The sequence below is a fragment of the Planktothrix sp. FACHB-1355 genome (assembly GCF_014748295.1).
GTDB classification, from domain to species: Bacteria; Cyanobacteriota; Cyanobacteriia; order Cyanobacteriales; family Aerosakkonemataceae; genus Aerosakkonema; species Aerosakkonema funiforme_A.
This window is the reverse complement of sequence record NZ_JACJUP010000011.1, coordinates 1-24,986: the sequence shown is the minus strand read 5'-3', so window position 1 is coordinate 24,986 and position 24,986 is coordinate 1. Positions and strand designations below refer to the sequence as shown.

Below are 24,986 nucleotides of genomic sequence, written 5' to 3'. Positions count from 1 at the left end.
TGTGATTCATTGTTGAAATGACTCCTGAAAACGAATAAATTTTTAATCACTTTTACCAGCCGTTGCTCTTGAAATAACCCATTGGGCTGGGGAAGGTTTTGTTGGTAAGTAAAAAGCAAATTGACCAGTTCAGAGAACCAAGTTAGCTACTTCGTCGCTTTAGAAAATTTGGTTTGAAGGGTGAAAGTAAGGGGTGTTGAAGGCGATCGCACTTGGCAGAAAATTCATCACTTAGAATGATTGGCATTTTTCTTACTAGCAGCGATAGCGGCTTTTTGTTGGCTATTGATGGGGTGGGTGGGGGGTCAAAGAAAAACCGCTTTAAGCGGCTTTTAAATTGATTTAATAGATTCGATCTTTATTTGATGAAGTCGTCATTATCATCATCTTCTTCATCTTTAGCATTCCGTTTAGATGCTTTTCCTGCATCTTGCACATTCGGGGCATTAAAAGTCGTTAAGTTAAGTATTGTGGGCAAGAAGGTAGGTGGGGCTGTAATAATACTCAATTGTTATTGCATAGATCGGGGTTGATGATGGTAAGCGTCTTATGTAACGCTTTTTGGAATAAAAAAAGCAGCAAAGGTTACATAAGACAAGCAAAACTGTTGACTATCGCAGGTCGAGCTATAGATATATATTTGTTCGGTTCTCTTTGGCTGAAATTAGTCTTATGTAACGCTTACATTACTTTGACCGTTACATAAGACAAGCTCAGATTAAGAAGTGCTTGCCATGCGATCGCACTACTGTAATTCAGTTTTCTTCCTTTCCGATCAAATCTGCGTGGCTACAGTTGAGGACAAGTGGTAGGGCATCCCAATGGTCGAGACGAATGTTAGGGCGCTCTGTGGCTGTCTTCCATTTGTAGACAGTTTTCGGATGTGGCGCTCTACCAGTCAGTTCCCCAAGTCTGGTGGCTAACTCTTCATCGCTTATTCTTCTGTCAGCCATAATTGCTGCCAGATTCCATTTTCCAAGCAGCAGAACTCGTCTAGCCATTCCAATCCCTATTCTTGAGGCTTTTACACTTAGCTTTACTTAACAGCTTATCACAACTATTAACGCACCATTAGAGCGTTAGTGCTACAATGGTGCATATAGAGGCTAGAAAATTTCTGACCTGCTTTCTGGGGATGTGAGCGATCGCAATTCACTCTTATAGGCGCGGAGGTTAAGCAAGTTAATGAAACTGACGCCAAAAGAAAAAGTTATTCGGCTTTTAGAGCGCTGGAACTCCGATGAATTAAAACAGCTTCAAAGCTGGCTATCTGTTCGCATTGAACAATTAGAATCTTTAGCACAAGAGTTTGAGTTACCACCTGTTAAGTCGGGACGAATTGCACTCAGCGTGCGTCGCTTTAACTCGATTGTCTACCGTTTAGAAAAAGTTCGCTGCGGAAAGGAAAACTGCCGTCGTTGCCCGCATGGTCCGTATTGGTACGGTTACCAACGAAGTAATGGAAAAGTAGTCAGTTTTTATGTTGGGAAAGAATTGCCATTAAATCTTATGTAACGCATGAACTACTGTATACGTTACATAAGACAGATTTTATATAAAACTGAATCTAAACATCTTATGTAACGATTGTGAGGGTATAGACGAAAAGCATCGTTACATAAGATAAATGGATTGGAAAGGATTTAACACTTTTTTGGAGATGATTCGATCGAATAGTCCAAATTACTTGCGACCAGAACCCGGTTCGGTTAACTGGCGGTGCTGTGAGGCGTTGACGGTATCCGGTAACACCTTGCTGACATTGCCCTGAAGCTTGGTTTTGATTTACCTGCAATAATGGCATCTTTACCTGCCATTATTGCCTCAAAACCTTGTTTCGCCACCAGTGCTGGGTCGTCCTTTTCGCCTGCACCTGCCTTGGTATCATCCATCCCGGCACGGTGGAAAAAGTTGGTATCGGTTGGCCCTGGCATCAGTGAAGTAACGGTTACGTCTGTATCTTTTAACTCGTTACGTAGTGCCTCGGAAAACGAGTGGATAAAAGCCTTAGATGCTGCGTAGACAGCCTCGAATGGCCCAGGCATGATGGCAGCAATGGATGAGGTGAAGAGAATGCGACCTTGACCGCGTTCAACCATATCTTTCACTACCCGTTTGGCAAGATGCACGGAGGACACGACGTTTAGGTTAATCAGATTCAGTTCGTCTTCGAGGTCTGTTTCGCGGGCAAAGTCGCCCCCAACGCCAACACCTGCATTAATTGCGATCGCATCTACCGGTCTACCTGTAGCTTTAATTTGTTTGTAGAGCGTCTCGACTCCATCATAAGTAGCTAGATCTGCTTCTACTGTCTCAACGAGAGCGCCATTATTCTCAAAGTCTCGTGCTGCTTCATTAATGCTCGATCCGGTAGCTCTAATTAGCAGGTCGAAACCGTTTTGGGCAAACTGTTTGGCAAGTTCATAGCCGATGCCATTAGAAGCACCTGTCACAACAGCTAGAGGGCGGGTCAACGAGTTGTTCATAACTATCCTTTAATTGCGATCGCTCTACAGTTCGGCAAGTCTTTTTCTTGCTACTTTTGAATTTTCGTAAACTTTCAATTTTTACAATCTTAAGGAGATATTTATAAGTAAAACGTCTTTCTCTAGACGTATCGCTTCTGAAATATTCTACTTTGATGATTATAAAGTAGATTGCACAGAATGGTACGAGCGGGCATAATCTCACTCAATTAGTATCAATTATAAATCAGCTAATTCAAAAGCGTCTTTCTGTAATTAACTCCAACAGAAAGACGCCGCTCTATCTCTAACTTAAGCTAGAAGATTTAGCTATTTAATTGCCAAAACATTAAACTACTTCTTCTTGACGCTCGATAACTAAAGTAAGCTTAGCACCAAAAACAGCAACGGCTGCTACCACAGTTGTGACTGGAAACAAAAGCGTAGCACCTGTTAAACCTAAAGCAGCGGGAATCAAAGGAACTTTAACCAGCGTATTTCCCTGCTTTCCCTTCACTACAACTTGGCGTATTTTGCCTTGATGAATGACATTTTTGAAGAAGCCTAGTACCCGCTCGTGATTGATGTTGAATTCTTCTACCCGTTCTTTTTCAGCACTTTCCGATTCAACGGCTGTGCTGTCAACAACCACAGTGGTTACTCGGTCTTCAATTCGTTCAAATTGTGCGTTCATTTTTTGCTTAAGCGGTCACATTCAAACCGCCCCAAACCTTGATGATTTAATTCTGCCAATTCCTAGCTGGGAGCCACAACGAAGAAACCACACTCTTCAGGTAGTATTTACCCTATAAAGCCAACTGCTTCGCACCAAGATTGTGCAAATATTCCATCCGGGTGATGACTCCACTCTCGCAAAGCCTCAACCATCTGCGTTAGCGTCAATTTAGAAGACCATCCCTTTTCTGGCGCACCTTCAATCTTTTCTGCCGCCTCAATCCTAAACGCCAAGTATTCTGTAGCTTGACTTAATGGCTCATAACACTGATAAGATGCAGAAAATTCGCTGTTGCTAAAACCCGCTTTTTTGAGCAAAGCTTTCAATTCCCTGCCAACATAAGGATTTCCGCCATTCTGCTGCTGGAGAAACTGGTAAAATGCGATCGCTTCTTTCACTTGTGGCGTCTCAGGCGCAATCAAAAATCCGCCCCAGTCAGGACTGCGAATACCCACTTTACCCCCTGGCTTTAAAACCCTCTTTATTTCCGATAAAGCTTTCAGGGGTTCTGCTAGATGCTCGAACAAAGCATGAGAAAATACAGCATCAAAAGAATTATCTGGAAACGGTAGATTGTAAATACTTCCTTCGATGAAATCAGCATTGCTGATACCCTGCTTTTTAGCATTTTCGATCGCTATATTAATTTGCGATATCTCCCGGTCAATTCCCGTCACCGTACCCGGAAAAATAATTCCTGCCAAACCTAAAGTAATTGTACCCGGGCCACAACCGCAATCGAGCAATTTCATCCCCGGATATAAGTGAGGAATAAAAAATGCTCCATGACTTTCAACTGTGCGCTGCGCCATAAAATATGTTGCATTGCTCGAATACCCAGGCGTGTAATTTTCTCGCATCAATCTAACTTGTGAATTATCTACTTACCTGCATCATAAGTAGACTCTTTTTAGTTGTCCAATATATATTTATGAGGAATTGAGACTTTTAAGATATCAAATCAGTGGAACTGCGACACTTGCGCTATTTCATTGCGGTAGCTGAAGAACTGCACTTCAGCAAAGCCGCCGAACGACTCCACATCGCTCAACCGCCTTTAAGTCAGCAAATTCAGCAATTAGAAGCGGAACTCGGTGTAGAACTGTTTCAACGCAAAACTAAGCGACAGGTGCAGCTAACAGACGCCGGAAGGGTGTTTTTACAGGAAGCTTATCAGCTATTAACTCAATTAGAACAGGCGATACAAGTGACTCGGCGCGTGGGACGAGGGGAGGTGGGACAATTGCGAGTGGGATTTATCAGTTCTGTGACTTATGACGTACTACCTGCTATCCTGCGGGAATTTCGAGAAGAATTTCCAGATGTTGAGTTGGTGTTGCTTGAGTTAACTACCATAGAACAAGAGCAGGCGTTAAGAGACAATCGCATTGAAGTGGGATTTGTCCATCCGCCTTTGGAAGATGATACTCTAAGCTGGGAGTGCATTCAGCAACAGCCTTTGATTGTGGCATTACCTGAAACTCATCCGTTGGCTGTACAAGAACGGGTCAAGGTAAGTCAGTTAGCAGAGGAATTTTTTATTTTGTTCCCACGCCAAAAGGGGTTAGGATTGTACGATCGCATTCTAACTCTCTGTCAGCAAGCAGATTTTACTCCCAAGGTAGGACAACAAGCGATCCAAATGCAGACGATTATTGGTTTAGTATCTGCCGAAATGGGGATTGCCATTGTCCCATCTTGCTTGCAAAATCTTCAAAGGTCTGGGGTAGTTTATCGTAGCTTTGAGGAAGAAACACCGTTAGTAGAAGCGGCGGTAGCGTGGCGAGAAGGAGAAGAAACACCCATCGTGCGGCAATTTTTGCAAGTGGTGAGACAAGTTTGCACTAAAAGCTTTTCGTAAAATTTAATTAATTTAACCCAGACAAACTCCTATGACTCTACCGATTAAAGAAATTGTACTAGCTCCCGGTGAAGGTAATCATCTGATTATCGGTAACAGCGAAGTAACATTTAAAGTAGTAGGTGCAGATACTCACGGTCATTTAGGTTTGTTTGAAAATCTTATTCAGCCTGGTGGAACTGCACCCGAACTGCATATTCATCGCCAGATGGAAGAAATGTTTTATGTTTTAGAAGGAGAAGTTGAGATTCAAGTGGGAGAACGTATAGTACAGGGTCAACCTGGTGCGTTTGTGCTTGTACCTCGGAATACGCCTCACACATTTTCTAACCGAGGAACCAAACCTGCTAAATTGCTAATTATGTTTTGTCCGGCTGGTGAGAGAGAAAAGTATTTTGAAGGTTTAGCTGAATTGTTAAAAGAGGGAAATAAGCCTTCTAGAGAAGCACTTGTTGACTTGATGCGTCGATTTGACCAAGAACCAGTAACTTAACCTAAATATGTTATTACTTTGCTGTCTTTCTTGTTTGGTTGGGTAGATTTGTACCTACCCAACAACTTGTGTGACTTAAGTTTGACTTTCTCTGATTTACTTGAAATTTGTTACGGAAGCATTCAAGTAAAATCCTCCAAATTAAACAAAGTCATCTGTTTGGCTGACGTTGTATTCTTCTTCGGCTTGCGTTTACCCTGCACGATTTCTTGAATCACTGTTTCCGGCTGCATAGTTTGTTCAACTATTTCAAAACTTTCACATTTTACCTGTTCGCTCTTTTCCTCTTGCTCTGCATTTTCAACTGATTCAAACCATTCTTCGTACCAATAAACCGCATTCATCGATTTAGGCTTTTCGGCTAATAAGGTATTACCAAGCCACAGGTCAGTTTGACCCAACCACCAAATCGGAATTGCCAACCAAGGCGCGTACAGAAAGAACTGAAACAAAGCGCACTTCAACAAAATCGGGTCGATATCCTGACCGATGCCACACAAACAATAATTAGATTGTGCCAACATCAAAGTACCCGTACCGCAAGCAGGTTCATTAAAGCTAGAAGTTCGGTCTGTCTTTTCAGCGCTAATTACTTGAGATATGAAGCTACCGACTACTAGCGGTGTTGGGTAAAATCCAGCATTCCTCTGCGCCTTTTTTCCACAAATATCGGGTAGTATTCTACCTAAATAATCTTCAGGATACAGTAAAAGAGCAGACAAATCGAACACCTGGTAAAGACGCATCGATGCTCCTTCACAACTTGCTGGTTCTTTTGGTAGACTTTTGTAAGCAGGATGACCGAAACCGAATAAAGCCCAATCCAAGAAATATTCGAGATATTCCCACGCACTCCAACTTCGCCATTCTCCATGCTTGGGAACACAATTAAGAGTATTGTTCAGCATATTTTCTGCTACGCTTGAATACTCCCAATCGATTTGGGGAATAGGTTCATTTGGTAGTGTCTCATGAATGACAAACTCCGGCAATGGTTCGGGTTTTCTACCTTCTAAGAGAGCTAACATGGGTTCCATTTTCCACCGATTCCATGCGTGCGCCGGAATTAATTGACATCTCCCCCAGTAATCCCATCTTCCCCAAAGACAACGGTCTACTTGCGCCAGAATTGGCATCATCCAGCCATGTGCTAAATTCCGATTGAACTTAGGAATTAAATCTTTCCTGGTTTTAATGTGGTAGGATTGTTTTTGAAAGTGTTGTCGAAGTTCGATGCGAGCTTTCGTGTCAATTATCGGGATTTCAACTACTGTTTCCACGGGTTATACCTTGAAAAGTTGTGCCACCCGTTTACCGCGATCGCGGTAAAAAATATGACTGGGAATCTTTTTAAAAGCGAATTAATGGCTTATCGATTCAAACTTGAGTCATATTTTCTATTTTTTTTCACCAGCCGCAGCTAAATATTCGGTATTTCGCACAACCTTTTATCGAGCCTAATCAGTATTATCGAACAACGAAAACTCGACTTCTAGCGCGGCTCGCCCCCACATAATAAAGCTGATTAGTAGCGCGAATGCTGTCCCTGTACTCCTTAACAAACTTAGCCTTTTGAGCCGGAAAAAGTCGAGCAAAATGCAGAGATTTCGTCGCTACCTTTTTACAGATATCCTTGCTATCAATCGCCACTTCTGTAAAAGTAGATCCCTGTGAATTATGCACCGTAATCGCCCAACAATTACGCATATCTGCAAAAGTTTCACAATGATTGTACCATGCCTTCCATAAACTGGGATTAATCTTCGCATTCCGTAGCAATCTGGTATTATCTTGCTTGAATCTGCGAACACTATCTTCATGCAGGATGTAAATTTGGCGGATATATCCCGACTCTGTTTTTACCTTAACATTCCAAGCTTTATACCCCGAATATCTATCTTCTCCAAATTCAACTACTTCCACTTCTGTTGAAGTCGGTAGGGTAATAGTTTTTCCATCCGGCGCAATCACGGGTGCTTTACTAATCAACCTTTCCCCAATCACGAATCTAGGAGCGTTTTTTCCGTAAACTTTAGCTCTGATTTTACTATTCCAGTAAGCAACCCGTTCGTTAGTGTAACAGAGAATGCGAAAGCAATCGGGGTCTCGTTCAAATTTGGAAGAAAACTTCTTTAAAGCATATTTTAACGTAACCGTTCAGGGGGGGTAAAATAGCTTCAAGCGTATGCTCTATATCCCTTTCAGCTTTTTAAGCTGAAAATATGATTATCAATAAAATCTAAAAAAAGTGATTTATTGACAGTATAAGCTATTTAAAAACTAATCAAAAAACTACAGGTAGCGTTCTTTGATTAGTTTAAACGCTACCTGTACCCCGTGAACGGTTACATTTTAACAGAGTTTGTTCTCTTACTAGGAATGCTCCGTTCTTCTTAGAAGCACTGAACTTGGAAAATGGCTCGAATACCTTTTTACTTTTGGCAGCCGTTCGACAAGCAGTTACAAATTCCAACAACGGACTACCCGCGCCTTGTCTGACTACTTCTGTTAAAATAGCCTTGTCAGCTACGTTGAAAGATTGCGATTTTTTCTCGTTTATCTCTTCGTTTACAGGTGGCAATTGAGCCGAGTCGCCCATTACAATCAGTTGTCGATTGTTGCCTATAATTAAAGTACCAGCAATTCTCTCTTGGATAATGCTCCACAGTTCCTCTGTCACCATACTGCACTCATCTAGAAAGATGGTATCGTACATATAGAGTAGCGACGGAGAAACTTGCTTGAGAATTTTCTTTTGTCCCTGTTTTACCGGGGCTAATCCTAATAGCTGATGGATGGTCATAAAGTCTACTCCTCTGACTCCCTTTTCAGTAGCCATCCGTTGCAATACTCCTACTGCTTTATTAGTTGGAGCCGTGAATACAACCCTCTTTCCAGCACTGACTAACTGTTCTGCAACCAAGTTAACAATGGTCGATTTCCCCGTTCCAGCATATCCAAATAATCCGAACATCCGTTTGTCACTATTTAGGAATTCAGCAATTTTTTGGAGTGCTTGGTCTTGTTGAGAAGTTAATTGAAAATTCGGTCTGACAAGTGTTTCAATCATTTGAGTTAAGTTAATTTCGCTAGATTTAAAACACCTATCAGCGTTAGCTGTTTTTTGGTTAAATTAACTTCACGATTTTTAGGTTAATTTATGTTTGTACAAACTTAACTTGTCTCCTAGAGGATGACTTAAGTATTTAAATTAGAACTGTTCAATATAAACAATCTCCTTAGCTATTAAATACAAGTATAATTGATTGAGAATTAAATTAGGCTATAATATCACTAACCATCAGTAAGAGGATGATATGAATACTTCATTTTCCCTGAAGTCCTTTGCTTGACAGATTTATATATGGTTAAAATCGCGTTAGCCAAATCAGAAGTCGAAATTGCACGTTGCTTCCCAGTTATGCAACAACTACGCCCTCATCTAATTGAAACTGATTTCATTACTCGTGTCAGACGACAAGAACAGCAAGGCTATTGTTTAACATCTTTGGAAGATGAGGATACCGTTAGAGCGGTCGCGGGTTTTAGACTTTCTGAAAGTTTGTCTTGGGGAAAATTTTTATACGTAGATGATTTAATCGTTGCTGACGAACAGCGTTCGAGAGGTTACGGTCAAGCACTATTACAATGGCTGATTAATTATGCCAAATCCCACGATTGCCAACAATTACATCTTGATTCCGGCGTTCAACGTTTCGCCGCTCATCGTTTTTATTTTCAACAAAGGTTAGAAATCAGAGCTTATCATTTTACTATCGATATCAGCACTATTTATGGTTAGCAAGAAACTAATAATATAAAGCTAGATTAAAAAATCAAGCGTCATCTTTATAACAGACGACTTATGGAAGTAAAGAAGGAGAAGCTTTACCTTCACGAGCGTTGTTCACCGCAGTTGCGATCAACTCCAAGATATTGCGCTGCCCTTGATTTAAGTGTAGTAACCACGTATAATCCACTCAGTAGTGCTACTGTGGCCATTGATTTGTGACCAATTCTATTGATTTCAAATATCTTTAAAAAGGTCAAACTCATAGAGTGTATGGATTTGAGCGATTGATAGCCTATTGGGGCAATACATCTGTTGTTTAGATAGACTATGATTATAAGTATGAAGTCCAAATGAGGTATTCCATGAGCCACACCAAGACCCCAGGGAAAACCCTCAACCAAGCTGAAAATCATTACAGCGATGGTACTGAACTGGTTCCGGCTGAAGTTCAAGCCAAGATCCGTCATGATAAGGCTCAATTGATTGATACTCCTTTTGCAGTTGGCTACACGATCGATGACGAAGGGTTAATCAATAACTTTGCAATTGAGCCAGATATATACCCATCAGATTATCCTTCACCCCGACAACAGCAGCAATATAAGGTTCTAGGAGCAGCCGCTTTCTTTTTTGTTCTCATGCTGATTCTGACTTCTGTTCTCGTTAGTTAGGTATTTATAGTGTTGGTTAGATTGCATAGTACTGCTCCTTTGAATCTAAGCAAGATACTCTCACTACTTGCAAATTAAACCAGACCAGTCAAGCCATCCCTAGCAATTATTTCATTAATGCGGCTGCTCTTCTGTTTCACAAGAGTCGCATTCTTTCATGATTTTGAAGTGATTTAGCGCAATTAACACTTGGAATTTTTCGTGCTGTTCTTTACCGAATCTGCTCTATTTTTAAGGATAACAATATGGATGCTCAAGAAATTTTGAGACTCTACGCTACAGGTCACCGAGACTTTAGCCATGTCAGTCTGGTTCAAGTTTGTTTGACGAATGTAAAGTTAATTGGTGCAAAGTTAATTGGTGCTGAATTGGTTGGAGCAGATTTACGTGGGGTGGACTTAACTGAAGCTCACCTCAATCAAGCAAAGCTCAATCAAGCGAATTTAGCCGGTGCAGAAATGATTCAAGCTTGCCTAACTCATGCTGATTTAAGTGGTGCCTATCTGAGTGGGGCAGATTTAACTCATGCTGATTTAAGCGGTGCTGACTTGAGTGGTGCCAATTTGGGTGGGGCAAATTTAAAGAAAGCTGACCTCAGTAAAGCTGATTTGAGCGGTGCTGATTTACGGGGAGCTGATTTATGCGGTGCTAATCTAAGAGAAGCCGATCTCAGTAATACAAATCTAGATGGAGCCTATCTGGAACAGGCAGATTTAACCGGAGCAGATCTTGAGGGAGCCAAAACTGATAAGGCAGGACTCAGCGGGGCTAAGATGCCCGATGGGATGGTTCATGCCTGATTCTTTGAGTAATTCCAATCCGATGCTTCAACGCAGTGTGGAAGAAGTAGACTGCTCCGTGCAACAAGTCTATGACCTCTGGGCAAACTTGGAGAATGTACCCCGTTGGATGCCGCTTGTAAAAAGTGTCAAGCGATTAAAAAGTAACGACGAATTGTGGCACTGGACTTTCGGGTTGGGTTTTCCGTTATTAACCGAATATGTCACCTTTCCTTTGAAGCGAGTGCCCCTTCCCCACTCATTCTGATGCTGCGTCCTCGGAGTGGATTGGGGCAGTGGGTGGTTCGAGAAGAATATCAGTTTGAACCGACAGTACCAGTGGTGGAATATGTGGATAGTTATGGCAATCTCTGCCAACGCCTAATTACCCCGCAAGGCTTGTTTCGGGTCAATACAACTGCGATCGTGGAAACCTCGGACACTATTGATGTGCAACCGGGAGCCGCTTTTGTGCTAGTGCAGGAGCTACCAGACTACGCCCTTCAACGACTCGGATGGGTTGAAGAACATAAATCTGCAAATGGGTAGAGGTTAAAGCTAATCATTACAAACTACGATAGATATATACAGCGACAGCGCTACACGTTGCGAGGCAGCCAATATGGATGCCAATCAAGTTTTAAGACGATATTCAGATGGAGAAAGAGATTTCAGATTGCAAGATTTGAAAGATCTATCTTTGGTTCGTGCCGATTTAACCAACGCTAACTTTACCGGAGCAAATTTGAGGGGAGCAGACCTGGGCAACTCGGATTTAGGCAATGCTAATTTCAATTGGGCAAACTTGAAAGGAGCAAATTTGGAGGGAGCAAATTTGAAGGGAGCAAAAATGCCAGATGGCAGGATACACAATGATTACTTGGAATCTGCCAACTATCTAAGTGCTTGAAAAATGATTTGTTCTTGGTTAACGATCCTGTTAATCTGATGGAACCATTAATGGTCTCTTTGGCACTTAAAAATAACTTGGTGTGATTGAGTTTGATTCTGCTTTTTGACGATCTGAAACTAGAAATGAATTTACTGTTTGAGTTTTCACGAAATCATTGCATCGCAATTTGCGCTTTTTTAGTGCCAGCAAATTTGTTACTTACTCTGGGAACAGTAGTACTTGTCAGCCAGCTTCGCCACTTAACTCAGGTGTATTTGTCAGTATTCGCTGCAAGCTTTTTCGCGTTGACTTTGTTATTGCATGATTTTACCTGGTTCAGCATTGGAGTGGTGATGGCTCCAACCTACATTTTGCTGGCCTTAGCTTGTGTTTGCCTCAGTCTCAATCTATGGGCGATCGTTCATCCAGCCAGTATGAAGCAACTAATCAAAGAATTTACATCAATAGGGTACAGAAACGTTGCAATGCTGACCAATCACACTTTCTCTCTTAAGGTGACAGAGCCCAATTAGTTCATTGAGTACTTCTAATACAAATTACAGTCGTTTTTAGAGGTTTTATGTCTACTTCGTTAACATCCGGTGTTCTCGTTACCATGATTGGTGAAGCGCTATTGCAAGATCGACTCATCAACTTACTAACAAAATTAAGGGTATCTGGTTACACAATCATTCCAGCACAGGGTGCAGGCAGTCATGGGAGACGTATGGGAGATATGGCTGGCTATAACACCAATATTGAAATCAAAACGATCGTTACCCCGGAAATATCCGCTCAACTATTTGAAGACCTGAAACCCCTACAATCCAATCATGCTTTAATTGCGTTTCGACAAACTGTAGATGGTTTGTTTGATTAAACTGTTTCCATCTTCAATGTATTTCGAGTTTGATTTTTTGGGTGATGCCAATTTTCAAACTTCACGTTCTTTTTGAGGTTTTAATCATGTCTTTTACTATCGATTCAGCCCGCTCTATTTTTCCTGATACTCAAGTTTCTAATTCGGTTCCAGCGATCGTTCAATCATTCAATCAGCTTAGTGCTGAGGATCAGTTAGCTTTACTTTGGTTTGCTTATACTGAAATGGGATTGACCATTACTCCCGCAGCTATGCAGGTCGTCAATATGGTATTTGCAGAACCAACCCTGACTGAAATTAAGCAGATGCCAGCTAGGCAGCAAACGCAAGTGATGTGCGATCTGGTCAACCACACGGATACGCCCATCTGCCGCACCTATTCGTCGTTTGGCACGAATGTTAAGTTGGGCTTCTGGTATCAGTTAAGCGAGTGGATGAAACAGGGAATCGTGGCTCCCATTCCAAAAGACTATAAACTGTCCGCGCAGGCAGCCGATTTGCTCCAAGCCATCCGTCAACTGGAAGGAGGACAGCAACTCACCGTATTCCAGGATGTTGTGGTCAACATGGGGTATGCCCCAACGGGTGGTACTGCAAAAGTCCAAGAACCTGTAATTGCCCCTAAAGAGGCTGCACCTCGAACCAGAGTAAGCATTAAGGGCATCGACAATGCGACTGTCCTGAGCTACATGGACAATATGAACGCCTTTGACTTCCAGGCGGCTGTGGCTTTATTTGCGACAGAAGGTGCCCTGAAACCACCTTTCCAAGAGCCGATCGCAGGACCGGAGAAGATTCTCGCCTATATGCGAGATGAATGCTACGGACTCAAGCTGTTGCCAGAACAAGGGGTCTCTGAGCCTGCCGTTGCAGGATTCACCCAGATTAAAGTGACGGGGAAAGTGCAAACTCCCTGGTTTGACGACAAGGTCGGTATCAACCTGGCATGGCGTTTCTTACTCAATCCTGAAGGTCAAATTTTCTTTGTAGGAATTGACGTGTTGGCATCGCCACAAGAATTGCTGAATTTAGGTTTAGTTCGATAGAAAGCGAATACAGCCCACATTCGGCACCCTCAACTGTCACACTCGGAAATTACGGGGATCAAAAAGCAAAGCTTGAATAAAAACCTGGTAGGGATGGCGCTGACGCGCCACCGCCAGCGTGGTGCCGCCGACTGGGGTGATTTAAGTAGGTGGGCGTGAATAAACGCCAGTATGTGAAAAGATGTAAAGACAACAAGCGATCGGATCGGCACACCAATTTATGAATGCGATCGCGCACAGTAAATTGACCACTGATATTGTCAATTCAAGCAATACCAGTGTAAACGGAAATACTTAGGTTGGACGTGGGGAAAATGAAAGAGCGGTGTAACCACGCTCTTTCATTTTCCCCAACTCTATCCCCTGATACGGACAGAAATTTTTCTGACAAATTAGGTAACTAACTCTTAAATTTCATCCTAATTACTTAACTGAATTTAAACCGTTCCACTTCATACCCGCATCGAAAAGCACGGCTCTCAATCCCAGCAATTAATGCCATAGCCAGCAGATATTCATCTTCAAAAACGCGGCTGGATAGTTCATCTCTTTTCAGATGTAACCATTCATCTTCGATCCGATTCATTTGTGGTGAGTAGGGTGGCAAAAAGAATAAATATAAACCCATCGATTGCCAACGCTGCCAATGCTGTTTGACTGATTTGCTTTGATGAAATGATGCTCCGTCTTGAATTATTACGGTTATTTGACCCGTTTTCTCCAGATGTGTTGCCGCTTTTTCGGCTTGCCAATCCATCAGTTTGACATACCGTTCGCTATTGAACCCTCCGACAACTAAACCATATTCAAAACTCTTCTTGGGTTGTAAAAACCCTAATGCACTCAGCCTTTTCCCTCTTCGACGCGGTTGGTGTATATGCTGTTGTTCACCTCGACGAATATAGCTGTAACCTATGTTGCTCGTGCGTTCAAATCCACTTTCATCCGCATATTTCAGACGGATTATACCTTGCTCTGACCAAAGCTTAAGCATTAATAAGTCTGCTTGTTTAAAACACTCATAATAACTTGATTTCGGCAGTGGTGGACTTGGCCGTAATCTCTTCCAAACCCACCCCTTTTTTTGAGTACCCGTCTTACTCTGTCGGGACTCAAATTAACTAGACACTCTTGCCTGAATATGGTCGCTAATTGTTTCGAGTTATAACTCCTGGGATTGGTTTGAATATAAGTTTCTAGCGCTACTAAATCCGATTCCGAGTATCTTGGTTTTCCTCCTCTTCCAGGTTTATCCCACAATCCTACCAATCCTTTTTTCTCCCAACGATGAATCGTGTACCGTACTGTTGATAATGCCCAGCCCAGTCCTTGGGCGATTTGCTCATTTTTTAACCCTCGCGCATTCAGTAATAACACAGCCGCTCTATCCTTCGTGCGCTGTGATACGCTTTTTGCTCTCCTGAGTTCTTCTAGGGTTTGCTTTTCCTGTGTTGTGAGCCAGATCCTCAGCCGACATCCCATACGCCGATTCACCTCCATTTATCTCTCTTCTTTACATCTTTTCACATACTGGCGTTTATTCACGCCCACCTACTTAAACGTTGATAACTGCCGACAAAGAGAACGCACTCCAAGAGCGGTTCTAATCAGAAAATTGCCCAAATTTAGATGATTTAAGGCGAAAATTACCACAGGTTCAAGGGTTCTCTCTCACTAGAAGCGATCGCTTCTATTTGTGGATGGGATTACAACATCTTCCCCATTATAAAATTTCTACATACCCTTCTGTTCCATGCACGCGAATTCGCTGCCCATCTTCGATCAGTTTGGTAGCATTATCCACTCCGACAACTGCTGGTAAGCCATATTCACGTGCGATAACTGCTCCATGAGTCATCAGTCCACCAACTTCGGTGACTAGACCTTTTATGGATACAAACAATGGTGTCCAGCTAGGGTCAGTAAAGGAGGTGACTAATATATCTCCATCTTCGAAATCGGCGTCTTCCATGTTTAAGATGACACGCGCTCGTCCCTCTATCACTCCGGAAGAAACAGGTAGACCGACAATAGCTTCGGCTGGGAGATTTTCTCGTTTGTACTTACCTACAATAATTTCACCGTCAGACGTAATAACACGTGGGGGAGTTAGTTTTTCATAAAATTTGTACTCGTCTTTTCGTTTGTGGATAATCTGGTAATCCACTTTATTTGTACTTACGACTTCGCTACATTCTTCAAAAGTGAGATAGTAAATATCTTCTTTTTCATGAATAACGTTGGCTTGTACAAATTGTTCAGCTTCTTTCAGTAAAGCCTGCTTATAAACGAAGTAGCGATTAATCATGCTGTATTTTGGATATTCGCGATAACCGATGAAATTCCGAACTAGCCTAATCATTCGTTTTGTTTCTTTGGCTTTTTGTTCGCCATCCGGTAATTGTTTCAATCGTGCTAATAACTCTTGTTCTTTTTGCCAAGCCGACTGTTGCCCTTGCTCAAATTTGCGATCGCTTTCACCAGGCTCAAAATTTTTGATGTGATTGAGAATCATAGGAATAAGCGTTGTTGGTTTTTCGCTCCAACGGGTTCTCGTAATATCGATTTCTCCGACACATCGCATTCCGTATTTGTTGAGAAAAGTAGCGATCGCGTTCTGGGCTTCCTGTCCACCCTCAAGCTTCACTAATTCATTTAGAAAGTTATCCTCTTTTACCTGTTGCAAATACTCAATTACTTCTGGATAAGGACGAATCACATCGGCGACATCCAATAGTGCCAGACCCATTTCCGAAGTAATATTGTTAGGTGCTGATTGAGAAAGCGTATCCGCTGCGTTTTTTTCACCTAACCACTCGTTCATTTTTTCATTGAGCCATGATGAAGCATTCATAGCAGTCATAATCACACCAAAACTTTGGGGAGCGGATAAACTCTTCTTTAATTTCTGGATATCTTCCAGAATAAAATCAATCAGAGCCGCTCCTGATTTTGTATGAATATTATGTTTTAGCTCGTCCATCGATATTTGACTCTCCTTAATCAAGTCAGAAACGATGGACGGAGCGTATTCGTTTAGTGTTTGAAAATCCGCAGGCGATGGAGATTTATTGCTTGTACCAGAACTCTGTTCTTTTCGATCGTCTGGTAACGATTGTATAAAATCTCCCCGCTCCAGGATGGTCGTGAGGGCGTCTTTTATGAGCGGATCGGATTTGCCCAGGACATTTACTAGAATGTTTCTTCTGACAGGAGAAGCCAACTCGTCAGTGACATCAACAAACAACCTTCCACCTGCTTTATACATGGGTCGAGCAGCGGTTAGCTGAAATAGAGACAATCCCAATGGTTTCATGGGATCGATCATCATTTGTTGATGACCAACAGATACATAGACGTGATTTTCTCGATCGTTTGCTTCAGGGATGGGGTATAAAGTAGTGATGGGCCGACTCTGGACAATATAAAATGTGCCATCAACCAAACACCATTCGATGTCCTGGGGGTGACCGAAATGTGCTTCGATCGTCCTACCGATGCGCTCAAGCTGCAAAATCTGCTCATCCGTCAACACTTGCCTATTCTGCTGCTGGGGTTCAATCTCCTGTTGTTTCGTACCGCCATCTTTTAAGGCATAAATAGCTAGCTTCTTGGTGGATATTTTCTGATCGATAATCTTGCCGTTGCACACTTTATAGTTATCAGCATTCACCAGACCGGAAACTAGGGCTTCACCAAGTCCGAAGCCCGCATCAATGGATAACACTTTCCGATTAGAAGTGATGGGATCGGCAGTAAACAAAATTCCTGCCGCCTGCGGGAAGACCATCTTTTGAATAACTACAGACAGGTAGACTTGACGGTGATCGAAGCCGTTTTGCAGGCGGTAAATTACTGCTCTTTCGGTAAATAGCGATGCCCAGCATTTGCTGATGTGCTGATAGATTGCCTCTTTTCCGATCAAGTTCAAATAGGTATCCTGCTGACCTGCAAAGGAGGCTGTCGGTAAATCCTCTGCAGTTGCACTGGAGCGGACTGCATAGGCATTTTTTTCTCCCAGTCTGGAGAGAAAGCGGGCGATTTCTTGATTAATATCTTCCGGGATGGCTATCCCTTCGATGAGCCTGCGAATCTCACTACTAAGTTCACTGATTTTATCCCGGTCATCTACATTCAGTAGCGATAACCGAGCGAGTATTTCGTTAATTGACGACGTTTCTCCAATGATTCTTTTAAAGGCTTCAGTAGAAATACAAAAACCATCTGGTACGAGTATTCCTTCAATCCTGGAAAGTTCCCCCAGGCAAGCGCCTTTACCCCCAACAAGCATGATTTTTGTTTGGTCAATGTCTTGAAAACCAAACACATAGTAACTCATATATTTACCTCGATAGCCTAAAATATATGTTAGAGCTTTTTTTATTACCGTAAGTGCGATCGCCACCTAACGATCGCATTATGAAGACTGGCAATTTCTGAGGCAATCCGATCGAGTTGCGTGAAAATGGGAGTGCCTTGGAGAATCGCTTGCAGTGTCGGTGTTACCCTGCGATTAGCGGATGCTAACTCTGATGCACGCTGGACATGAAGTTGTTCGACGCGAGTGCGTATCGCTTCGAGATAAGAATCGAGATCCGGTAAGGGTCTGAGTGGCTGTTGTTGTTGCAGCGCATCAGCTAAATTCTCCATCACCCCAACAATAGTATTGGCGAATTGCTTCAACTCTTGACATCGGTACTCTCCACTCAATTCCCGACGATGTTCTGCCAGAGTGACGATCGAATTGAAAAAGGCGCGAAGATACAGTATCAGGGTGGCGATCGGTTCAACGTCTCCTTGGATATGACGAGGTTCGCTGAACAAGCGTTGTGCGGCGGCGTTGGCGTTGGCATTCTCCAGTGCCGCTTGACGGCGCTCTTTGGCAATTGAGTCAGCAGACGCATCTTGGTTGGAGTCGATATAATCAGCCATCACTTGTTCAAAGTAAGCAAGATTGGCTCTAATTGTCTTTTCTAATTGGGCAGGAAGTTGCTGCCTTTCCCATTGAGGAAACAACAAATAACTGCCAAGTAGTGCTAATAAACCTCCAGCCAAACTATCAACAATTCGTATCACTCCAATTTGCCAACCACCGTTGCTCGTCACATTCAGTAGCAAAATAATTGCCGGAGTGAGTAGTGTAATAAACAAGCTGTAGCTCAAGGATTGCACTGCCACTGCCGTGAAAATCAACAGAAGAAGACACCCCGTTATTACCCATGAATTGTGAATTAGTATAACGATCGCAATCCCAATCATGCCTCCCAACACCGTACCCAACACCCGCTGTAGGATACTCTGAGAAGTACCGCCATAGTTCGGCTTCAAAGCAACTACAGCGGTTAGAGTAATCCAATAACCTGTAGAAATGTGCAATGTTGAGGCAATTAGTTCTGCGATCGTAGCAACTATCGCCAGTCGCAGCGCGTGGCGATAGAGGACAGAATCAAACGTGAGATTATCTTTTAACGGTTCGAGAATAGAAGAAAGTGCTGATGGCCTTGTCTGGCTAACCACTGGATTAACGATGCTTCGACCGTCTCCTTTTTGTAAAGATGCAGTCAACTTTGCATCTGAATAAACCTGTTCTGTCAGCCGTTTGACAATAGCGCCAATCTTGCCCAGGCTAATTACTTGTGTATATTCCTCTGGTTCAACAGCAACGCTCTGGTTATGTAGTTGGGCGCGTATAGTTTGCCACCGATATTCCAGAGCTTCGAGCGCTCGATTTAGAGCTTCGAGATGAACAGAAACGTTTGCTTTTGTAATCGCCTTTGACATTTGTTGCAATGTACAACTCAACTGTTCGATCGCTTGCTGAATTTCTGGCTGCAACTGCTGAAATAGCAGATGATTTGATGAAATCGACAACTGTTCGACTAACGCCACAATTGAAGAAGTAATTTGGGATGTATCCTCCATTAAAACGAGCAGTTGATTTCCCCGCAGATTGGCGGTTCTTTGAGAAGTCCATACAGCCGACCAGACGCTACGGGCTCCCGCTAAAGCCTGAGTAAAATTATCCTGGGCTTGCAAGAAGCGGTTTGTCCATTCTTGGAGATCCTCTGGATTGGCCGCTCTTTCACCTGCTGATATAACTAATTGATTTAATGCCTGATAACAATTGGCAACTGATTCGAGAACAGGGGCGTAAGGACGCAGTACCCACAATCCCAACGAAACCACGATTGCCCATATTCCACCTGCCAAACACAGCGCACATTGCTCAAGTACCGCAGACAAATTGGCAAATGTAGCAAATTTTGCCAGTGCAACGATAAACATAATCGACATAACCAGGCCGATCGATGCCGCTGCTTGACCGTATAGACTGGCCAAGCCTACAATAAGCATCACTCCAAAAGTCGTTAGAGTCGATAGCCAAAGGATGCCATGAACCAGATTGGCAAGCAACAGCATGGCTGTAATAGCAAGAGCGGCTGCAATCTTAGCGGTTGCCCTCTGGCGATACACTCCCTCCACGTTTACCAGTCCGACCATCCATGCTCCCATAACTGCGATCGCAGCTTCTGCTGGATGACCTAACAGCACTCCTATCCCAATGGGAACCAAAACTAATACAAGAGTCTGCAAAAAAGCAGCGATAGAAGGCTTACCCGGTTTAAGTTGAAATTGCTGCCACAGCCAAGAAAGCGGTCGTTGAGATTTAGAAGACATCTGTTCATCCCATTAGCTGCTATTTTTCATTTGCCAATTATCCTGAGTATCAAAATATTCAATCATGCTGCATCCAATAATCCCTGTACTACCAAATACTACCAACTTCTGCACCGCTATTTTATACCTGTTTTTGGGCTCGCCACTATCAACAGTATTGGACGACATTCATTTTTCCTCTATCCGAGTGTAGAAATACTAGAGCATTTCCTCAGAAGCTGGACTCAAATTTTAAAATGCTTGCGTAATCGAAAGCGCAACCACAGTGAGAAGGACGTGGCCCGATCGTATAATCCAAATCATTACCGTCAGAGTCACCGATGCGGCAGTAGAGCCGATTAGTGTGTCGATTACGGAGACTTTTGATACAACTAACTTCTTTACACAGCTAGAATCCTTGTAAAAACGTTGATGAAATGTCTCTACAGAGATTGCCTACAGAGACTTCGGTCTTGCACCGTTCCGAATAGGGCGACAACTGTAGCCATTTTTCAAGAGCGATCGATCTCTAACTCTTGAGGCGTCCAAGCGGCGACCGTCTAAGACGATTTATCAGATAGCATCCTAGTTTCTCTAAACCAGTTCCCATTAAATACACTAATAAGGCTGTAAAACTTATATATGGTGCTATTTGAAACCAATTTCGCACATCAAATTCTTTCACGGCTATCCCTAATAAACTTGCTAATAACAAAGCCGGGGAAACCAGAATAATTGTTAGCAATCCATTAAAACAACTGATGATGCAGCCAGTCCGAAAATTATGTTGCTCTTGAATGACAACACTAATCACTACAACTAGATAAAAACTCGCTAGCGCTAACCCGCTATACGATAAAAAATAATGACATTTCAATCTTTTGCAGTTGTGGACGGTGGGAGTATTCGAGCGACCCAATGGATTCATGTTGATGGAGTAATGAAGGTAAACAACTCATTTAAAGTTTGTTGATGAGATGATGTAGTAATAATCACAACCAAAGCCTCTATTGTCGTGAGTAAATATCCGGTCATCCCGATGCCATTCGCCAGCGTTATCACCACAACTACGGGAGAGCCAGCCTTGAGGATAAATTTAACTTAAAGCAAGCACTTCAGCGGAAAGAGCATATTATAGCCAGAGAACGACGCTGTGCTTATCAGATCGGTCAACGTTAGCCGTCGCCAACTGACTCATCTGTTTCTTCAAATAATCTTAAGCCTTGATGCAACCGATACGCCATCTGATAAGTTTGTTCATGCGATCGCATCCTCGGTGCATGAGCCGCCAAATATCGCGCCGTTGCTACCAACACAGGCACACCTTCCAACGGATCTGCCAACTGAGTATACAGTCGAAAAGCAGCTTCGATTGACTGAATTACGTGAAAATCCCGGTTTTCTCGTAACATCAGTTTGGCCAGTATTGCCATCAAGCGTTCCGGCTTACCACCACTGTAGAGATATTGCGCCACTAATCGTCCCGTTTCGTTAACTTGTTGCTGGCGATCGAGCAATTCTGGTAAGCTAGAGAGTAACGATTCTGGATCGGCAATAGTATCTTTTGGTTCTGGTAATCGAGCAGGTGGAACATTGAGAAATCGATTCAGATAGACGCTCATTGCCGCATCGAATACACCACGTAAAAGTTCGACTGTTGGTACTCGTCGGATACCTTGGTGTACAGCATTAGCAAAGGTAAAAGGATGATGGGCGCTGTTCCAATCTCCGTGGTCGTTATTGGTATTGAAGCGAGCGACTCTTAAAGCAGCAGCATAAGCAACAACTTGAGCTAATTCTACCTCCGTGCAACCCGATCGCAGCGCATTCAACAAACTATCTGCGATCGCTTGTGGATTATCGCCTAACAAAACAGATACTAACTCTGGGGGTTGAATCCATTGTCCTCGTTGCAATTGTCCAGATTCCAGCGCAGTAGGTAACTGTTGAAATGCAGTTTCCAGAATAGCAACCAAATCCACTGGATAACGCCAAGAACTTGATTCTTCCATCCGCGTTGCATTTGCTAACCCAGTCACCAAGCTTGCTAGTATGGGTTGTGCTTCTTGCCAATCGATCGCATCCAATGCTTCCAGAGCTTTGTTGATAAAATCTAGAACATGACCGACATCAAGGTAGCGATGGTCAGTTGCAGCCGCAAATAACATTTCGGCAATCTGAGTTCGGCTCATTCCCGATTGTACGGCTGTCATCAAACAGCGTTCTGCTGCTTCCCGATCGCGCTGTTCGATAAACTGACGAAACCAAGCTTTTAGGGTAGGAAAGTCAAGATTAGCCGTAGGTAAAGGATGTACTCGAAAATGCGGTGGTGCTTCAGCAGAATCTCGTGCCACAGCAGACAGTCCTTGATACAAAGCACGGGGGCGATCGCTCTCATCCAAATAAGGCATGATATTCATCATGCAGGTAAGCATAGTCAGTCCGGTATCCCATCCTGCTTTGTTGTAGCGAGTACCGAAGGTTAAACCAACTTGAAACGGTTCTGTTGGTTCTATGCCAAAATCTAAAAGAGCGATCGCTGATTTGGCAATCACAAGTGAAATTCCCTGCTCTAAGCCATCCTGTAATCGCTGTTGTTGATGCGCTTTTGGATTTACTTGCACTGAGAGATCGATCCAGATCTCGCCGTCAGTAACCTGTACTGGGAACGATCGCACATCATCTGCCCAGGAATCAAAAGTGCCACCGCTGGCTAAGTCGAAGCGTGCGTAATGCCACGGACAGGTGACAATGCCATCTTTGCACACGCTGCCATGCAGAGGAAAGCCCATGTGCGGACAGCGGTTGTCGATCGCATAAACTCGCTCCTTACTGTAAAACAGCGCAATAGTCTGTTGGTTAAGGCGGATGAGTAATTGCCCTTTCTCCTGAAGTTCTGCCAAAGTAGCAGCACGCATCAGGGAATTTGGTTGCACTGAAGTGTAGGTCATACTTTATAAAGAACTTGCTTTATAAACTATACTATGCAAGTGAGAGCGAGTTTGTAAAACAAATTCTTTAGTTTCTTGAACTTACTAAATAGTTGAAGCCTACTTTTATACTCTTGCGCTCAAGTAGCGCCAAATTAGAAAAAGTCAAAATCTTCTTCTTGGGAAATGATAATTATTTCTCCTTTAATTTCAGATATTCCTTTGATTTTTAGGTGAATATTCCAAGGGCAGCTAGTAATAGCTTCAAAGGCGATCTTGTCTCCTTCTAAATCATCTAAATCTACTGATGAATTTGGATTGCCCCATCCTAAAGATAAGGATACATTTGTATCGTCGTCAACTGTAATTTCTGCCCAGTCTGCGTATGTCGCTTCGTGTTTAATATATTCAAGAGTTGTTTGAATGTGGTGTTCAGCATCCCACTTGTCATAGGCGGTGTAGCATAAGTAGATAGGACGGCTATTAGCGTACTCGGTAAAAGCTTCTATTACTCGCGGTACTGCTGCTTTTAGTATATCTAAGTCGCTTTCGAGAACCAATAGTTCCTTTAGTGCAACTGGAAATCGGTAAGTTTTATTTCCCAAGTGTACGGTTTCTATGATGACTCCGCTGATTTGATGTTGCCTCTGATATTCCCACACAATCCCCTTAAGTTCTTCATAACTGATAGTTTGGTTGGTGTGTTCGCCTTCCCAAATTGCATTCACTAATTCATAAAAATTTACTGCTAATTTATAGGCAGTATATGAAATTTCGGTTTCTGTTATTTCGTCTTTTATGCCACTAAACAATTTGGATTCCAATAACGCCAAGAGTTCTTCTGTGGTTTTGATGCCCATGATATATTCCTCATTTACTTTATTTAGTTATCTCATTTATCTCTAAATTTAACCATCCTCCCTTAGGTCGGATAATTTAGAATAATTACACATATTTTGTTTATCTCGACAGATAGAAACCACCTATGCCCAGAGAATTAAAAAGAAGTTTTAATAGTTAAGTTTTAAATGAAAACGATTTGGAATAAAACGAAGATTATGGCTATACATCTAGTGGTTTAAAAAGGAATTGAAATAAGTATTATAGGCTATGCCTAGAGGCATAGAAGGTATCCTACTACAGGAAGCTGTCCTGGTTTAGCGCTGTGTTTGATAACGGAAATAATCAATTAAAACCACTTATTGATTAATCTAATTAGCTTAGCTATAGCAAAATTTAAATTACGTAGAAAGTCGTAAAAGACATCCATCTGGTGAAAGATGAGGAAACTAAAGCTCTAGTGTCAGTTTGAAATAAGTCTAGTTTTCATATTTTTCCATGAAGGCACATCCAGAAAATCTCGAAAAACATCAGTCAATTTTCGATACCCAGTTGGCAGTTGAACCCACTTACATCAAAGTCACCACCCCGTTGAAGCAACCACCACAGCAATACCGTAAAAATAAAGCGGCCTTTATAGGCCGCTCTAAAACTCAAAAATCTATGGTTGCATCGGGGTTATGTGGTACATAGTTTGGCGAATTAGGATCGTTTATTTCTCGGTTAAGTTGGTCTACATATTCCTTGTCATAGGCGTCTTCTAAAGAATCATAACCACCGCTGAGATAGTCATAATAATCTTCAGCATCCATATCTAAAGGCAACTCATCCAACGGAATCCCATTACGCAAAGCTTCCATCTGCCGAACAATTTGGTCATCAGAATACCCCTGAATAACCAAACCCTCAACATAATCCTCACCCAGCTTCTCATCCAAAGCAA

The 24,986-nt window shown here is 42.6% G+C and carries 28 protein-coding genes; 13 read left to right on the top strand and 15 right to left on the bottom strand.

Annotated elements, in window-relative coordinates:
* Positions 1-755: 755 nt before the first annotated feature.
* Positions 756-1,001 (bottom strand): helix-turn-helix domain-containing protein, encoded by a 246-nt coding sequence (locus H6S82_RS01880; RefSeq protein WP_190474477.1) that lies wholly within the window; start codon positions 999-1,001, stop codon positions 756-758.
* 184 nt (positions 1,002-1,185) lie between these two features.
* Here H6S82_RS01880 and H6S82_RS01875 point away from each other — a divergent pair, with 184 nt between their 5' ends.
* On the top strand, positions 1,186-1,515 hold the full coding sequence (locus tag H6S82_RS01875; protein WP_190474479.1) for a hypothetical protein: 330 nt from the start codon (positions 1,186-1,188) through the stop codon (positions 1,513-1,515).
* Between the two features lie 194 nt (positions 1,516-1,709).
* Here the strand turns inward: H6S82_RS01875 and H6S82_RS01870 are convergent, their stop codons facing one another.
* From H6S82_RS01870 to H6S82_RS01860, 3 genes are all read right to left on the bottom strand, one after another.
* On the bottom strand, positions 1,710-2,486 hold the full coding sequence (locus H6S82_RS01870) for an SDR family NAD(P)-dependent oxidoreductase (RefSeq protein WP_242056773.1): 777 nt from the start codon (positions 2,484-2,486) through the stop codon (positions 1,710-1,712).
* A 328-nt stretch (positions 2,487-2,814) separates the two neighbouring features.
* Entirely contained in the window at positions 2,815-3,159 is a 345-nt protein-coding gene (locus tag H6S82_RS01865) for a DUF4342 domain-containing protein (protein WP_190474481.1), read from the bottom strand.
* A 107-nt stretch (positions 3,160-3,266) separates the two neighbouring features.
* Entirely contained in the window at positions 3,267-4,013 is a 747-nt protein-coding gene (locus H6S82_RS01860) for a methyltransferase domain-containing protein (RefSeq protein WP_190474482.1), read from the bottom strand.
* A gap of 152 nt (positions 4,014-4,165) precedes the next feature.
* Here H6S82_RS01860 and H6S82_RS01855 point away from each other — a divergent pair, with 152 nt between their 5' ends.
* Together H6S82_RS01855 and H6S82_RS01850 are read left to right on the top strand one after the other, a co-directional pair.
* Positions 4,166-5,062, top strand: a complete 897-nt coding sequence (locus H6S82_RS01855) for a LysR substrate-binding domain-containing protein (protein ID WP_190474484.1) — start codon at positions 4,166-4,168, stop codon at positions 5,060-5,062.
* Positions 5,063-5,093: 31 nt separating this feature from the next.
* Entirely contained in the window at positions 5,094-5,555 is a 462-nt protein-coding gene (locus H6S82_RS01850) for a cupin domain-containing protein (protein WP_190474485.1), read from the top strand.
* Between the two features lie 122 nt (positions 5,556-5,677).
* On the opposite strand, the gene H6S82_RS33200 is transcribed toward H6S82_RS01850, so the two are convergent.
* The 3 genes from H6S82_RS33200 to H6S82_RS01835 form a co-directional block, all read right to left on the bottom strand.
* On the bottom strand, positions 5,678-6,835 hold the full coding sequence (locus H6S82_RS33200) for a hypothetical protein (RefSeq protein WP_242056772.1): 1,158 nt from the start codon (positions 6,833-6,835) through the stop codon (positions 5,678-5,680).
* 187 nt (positions 6,836-7,022) lie between these two features.
* The gene (locus tag H6S82_RS01840; RefSeq protein WP_242056771.1) at positions 7,023-7,544 is read right to left on the bottom strand and encodes a helicase C-terminal domain-containing protein; all 522 of its coding nucleotides are present in this window, start codon (positions 7,542-7,544) and stop codon (positions 7,023-7,025) included.
* 328 nt (positions 7,545-7,872) lie between these two features.
* The gene (locus H6S82_RS01835; RefSeq protein ID WP_242056770.1) at positions 7,873-8,625 is read right to left on the bottom strand and encodes an AAA family ATPase; all 753 of its coding nucleotides are present in this window, start codon (positions 8,623-8,625) and stop codon (positions 7,873-7,875) included.
* Positions 8,626-8,919: 294 nt separating this feature from the next.
* On the opposite strand from H6S82_RS01835, the gene H6S82_RS01830 reads away from it, so the two are divergent.
* From H6S82_RS01830 to H6S82_RS01790, 9 genes are all read left to right on the top strand, one after another.
* Complete coding sequence (locus H6S82_RS01830) at positions 8,920-9,357, top strand: GNAT family N-acetyltransferase (RefSeq protein WP_190474487.1); 438 nt, start codon at positions 8,920-8,922, stop codon at positions 9,355-9,357.
* 353 nt (positions 9,358-9,710) lie between these two features.
* Entirely contained in the window at positions 9,711-10,019 is a 309-nt protein-coding gene (locus tag H6S82_RS01825) for a ssl1498 family light-harvesting-like protein (protein WP_190474500.1), read from the top strand.
* A 245-nt stretch (positions 10,020-10,264) separates the two neighbouring features.
* Positions 10,265-10,819 carry a pentapeptide repeat-containing protein gene (locus H6S82_RS01820; RefSeq protein ID WP_190474502.1) on the top strand — a complete coding sequence of 185 codons (555 nt, stop codon included), beginning with the start codon at positions 10,265-10,267 and terminating at the stop codon, positions 10,817-10,819.
* Entirely contained in the window at positions 10,812-11,066 is a 255-nt protein-coding gene (locus tag H6S82_RS01815; protein WP_199315610.1) for an SRPBCC family protein, read from the top strand. Before H6S82_RS01820 ends, H6S82_RS01815 begins: the two co-directional genes overlap by 8 nt.
* Positions 11,066-11,347 (top strand): hypothetical protein, encoded by a 282-nt coding sequence (locus tag H6S82_RS01810; RefSeq protein WP_242056769.1) that lies wholly within the window; start codon positions 11,066-11,068, stop codon positions 11,345-11,347. Before H6S82_RS01815 ends, H6S82_RS01810 begins: the two co-directional genes overlap by 1 nt.
* Before the next feature lie 73 nt (positions 11,348-11,420).
* Entirely contained in the window at positions 11,421-11,708 is a 288-nt protein-coding gene (locus tag H6S82_RS01805) for a pentapeptide repeat-containing protein (RefSeq protein WP_191055988.1), read from the top strand.
* A gap of 92 nt (positions 11,709-11,800) precedes the next feature.
* Positions 11,801-12,223: a hypothetical protein gene (locus tag H6S82_RS01800; RefSeq protein ID WP_242056768.1), complete on the top strand. Its 423-nt coding sequence runs from the start codon at positions 11,801-11,803 to the stop codon at positions 12,221-12,223.
* A 47-nt stretch (positions 12,224-12,270) separates the two neighbouring features.
* Complete coding sequence (locus H6S82_RS01795; RefSeq protein WP_190463056.1) at positions 12,271-12,570, top strand: hypothetical protein; 300 nt, start codon at positions 12,271-12,273, stop codon at positions 12,568-12,570.
* 86 nt (positions 12,571-12,656) lie between these two features.
* Positions 12,657-13,616, top strand: coding sequence for an orange carotenoid protein N-terminal domain-containing protein (locus H6S82_RS01790; protein ID WP_190463054.1), 960 nt, complete (start codon positions 12,657-12,659; stop codon positions 13,614-13,616).
* Between the two features lie 427 nt (positions 13,617-14,043).
* Here the strand turns inward: H6S82_RS01790 and H6S82_RS33195 are convergent, their stop codons facing one another.
* The 4 genes from H6S82_RS33195 to H6S82_RS01775 form a co-directional block, all read right to left on the bottom strand.
* A complete protein-coding gene (locus tag H6S82_RS33195) occupies positions 14,044-14,610 on the bottom strand; it encodes a transposase (protein WP_242056767.1) in 567 nt (188 codons plus the stop codon).
* Positions 14,610-15,116: a helix-turn-helix domain-containing protein gene (locus tag H6S82_RS33190; RefSeq protein ID WP_242056766.1), complete on the bottom strand. Its 507-nt coding sequence runs from the start codon at positions 15,114-15,116 to the stop codon at positions 14,610-14,612. Before H6S82_RS33190 ends, H6S82_RS33195 begins: the two co-directional genes overlap by 1 nt.
* A 223-nt stretch (positions 15,117-15,339) precedes the next feature.
* On the bottom strand, positions 15,340-17,943 hold the full coding sequence (gene ppsA, locus H6S82_RS01780) for a phosphoenolpyruvate synthase (protein ID WP_347339449.1): 2,604 nt from the start codon (positions 17,941-17,943) through the stop codon (positions 15,340-15,342).
* A 56-nt stretch (positions 17,944-17,999) separates the two neighbouring features.
* On the bottom strand, positions 18,000-20,294 hold the full coding sequence (locus tag H6S82_RS01775; protein ID WP_190463050.1) for an FUSC family protein: 2,295 nt from the start codon (positions 20,292-20,294) through the stop codon (positions 18,000-18,002).
* A 265-nt stretch (positions 20,295-20,559) separates the two neighbouring features.
* On the opposite strand from H6S82_RS01775, the gene H6S82_RS01770 reads away from it, so the two are divergent.
* Complete coding sequence (locus H6S82_RS01770; RefSeq protein WP_190463049.1) at positions 20,560-20,697, top strand: hypothetical protein; 138 nt, start codon at positions 20,560-20,562, stop codon at positions 20,695-20,697.
* 500 nt (positions 20,698-21,197) lie between these two features.
* Here H6S82_RS01770 and H6S82_RS01765 read toward each other — a convergent pair whose 3' ends face one another.
* The 4 genes from H6S82_RS01765 to H6S82_RS01750 form a co-directional block, all read right to left on the bottom strand.
* Positions 21,198-21,338 (bottom strand): hypothetical protein, encoded by a 141-nt coding sequence (locus H6S82_RS01765; protein ID WP_190463047.1) that lies wholly within the window; start codon positions 21,336-21,338, stop codon positions 21,198-21,200.
* A gap of 110 nt (positions 21,339-21,448) precedes the next feature.
* The gene (locus tag H6S82_RS01760; RefSeq protein WP_191055987.1) at positions 21,449-23,224 is read right to left on the bottom strand and encodes a Rieske (2Fe-2S) protein; all 1,776 of its coding nucleotides are present in this window, start codon (positions 23,222-23,224) and stop codon (positions 21,449-21,451) included.
* A gap of 134 nt (positions 23,225-23,358) precedes the next feature.
* The gene (locus H6S82_RS01755; protein ID WP_190472351.1) at positions 23,359-24,063 is read right to left on the bottom strand and encodes a hypothetical protein; all 705 of its coding nucleotides are present in this window, start codon (positions 24,061-24,063) and stop codon (positions 23,359-23,361) included.
* Positions 24,064-24,696: 633 nt separating this feature from the next.
* The coding region (locus H6S82_RS01750; RefSeq protein WP_191055986.1) for a hypothetical protein at positions 24,697-24,986 on the bottom strand (290 nt) is incomplete at its 5' end.

Coding starts and splice junctions, on each gene's coding strand:
- H6S82_RS01805 (WP_191055988.1), top strand. CDS start 11,421: ATGGATGCCAATCAAGTTTTAAGACGATATTCAGATGGAGAAAGAGAT.
- H6S82_RS01865 (WP_190474481.1), bottom strand. CDS start 3,159: ATGAACGCACAATTTGAACGAATTGAAGACCGAGTAACCACTGTGGTT.
- H6S82_RS01815 (WP_199315610.1), top strand. CDS start 10,812: ATGCCTGATTCTTTGAGTAATTCCAATCCGATGCTTCAACGCAGTGTG.
- H6S82_RS33190 (WP_242056766.1), bottom strand. CDS start 15,116: ATGGAGGTGAATCGGCGTATGGGATGTCGGCTGAGGATCTGGCTCACA.
- H6S82_RS01880 (WP_190474477.1), bottom strand. CDS start 1,001: ATGGCTAGACGAGTTCTGCTGCTTGGAAAATGGAATCTGGCAGCAATT.
- H6S82_RS01850 (WP_190474485.1), top strand. CDS start 5,094: ATGACTCTACCGATTAAAGAAATTGTACTAGCTCCCGGTGAAGGTAAT.
- H6S82_RS01830 (WP_190474487.1), top strand. CDS start 8,920: ATGGTTAAAATCGCGTTAGCCAAATCAGAAGTCGAAATTGCACGTTGC.
- H6S82_RS01760 (WP_191055987.1), bottom strand. CDS start 23,224: ATGACCTACACTTCAGTGCAACCAAATTCCCTGATGCGTGCTGCTACT.
- H6S82_RS01870 (WP_242056773.1), bottom strand. CDS start 2,486: ATGAACAACTCGTTGACCCGCCCTCTAGCTGTTGTGACAGGTGCTTCT.
- H6S82_RS01825 (WP_190474500.1), top strand. CDS start 9,711: ATGAGCCACACCAAGACCCCAGGGAAAACCCTCAACCAAGCTGAAAAT.
- H6S82_RS01860 (WP_190474482.1), bottom strand. CDS start 4,013: ATGGCGCAGCGCACAGTTGAAAGTCATGGAGCATTTTTTATTCCTCAC.
- H6S82_RS01775 (WP_190463050.1), bottom strand. CDS start 20,294: ATGTCTTCTAAATCTCAACGACCGCTTTCTTGGCTGTGGCAGCAATTT.
- H6S82_RS01810 (WP_242056769.1), top strand. CDS start 11,066: ATGCTGCGTCCTCGGAGTGGATTGGGGCAGTGGGTGGTTCGAGAAGAA.
- H6S82_RS01790 (WP_190463054.1), top strand. CDS start 12,657: ATGTCTTTTACTATCGATTCAGCCCGCTCTATTTTTCCTGATACTCAA.
- H6S82_RS01795 (WP_190463056.1), top strand. CDS start 12,271: ATGTCTACTTCGTTAACATCCGGTGTTCTCGTTACCATGATTGGTGAA.
- H6S82_RS01835 (WP_242056770.1), bottom strand. CDS start 8,625: ATGATTGAAACACTTGTCAGACCGAATTTTCAATTAACTTCTCAACAA.
- H6S82_RS01755 (WP_190472351.1), bottom strand. CDS start 24,063: ATGGGCATCAAAACCACAGAAGAACTCTTGGCGTTATTGGAATCCAAA.
- H6S82_RS01820 (WP_190474502.1), top strand. CDS start 10,265: ATGGATGCTCAAGAAATTTTGAGACTCTACGCTACAGGTCACCGAGAC.
- H6S82_RS33195 (WP_242056767.1), bottom strand. CDS start 14,610: ATGCTTAAGCTTTGGTCAGAGCAAGGTATAATCCGTCTGAAATATGCG.
- H6S82_RS01875 (WP_190474479.1), top strand. CDS start 1,186: ATGAAACTGACGCCAAAAGAAAAAGTTATTCGGCTTTTAGAGCGCTGG.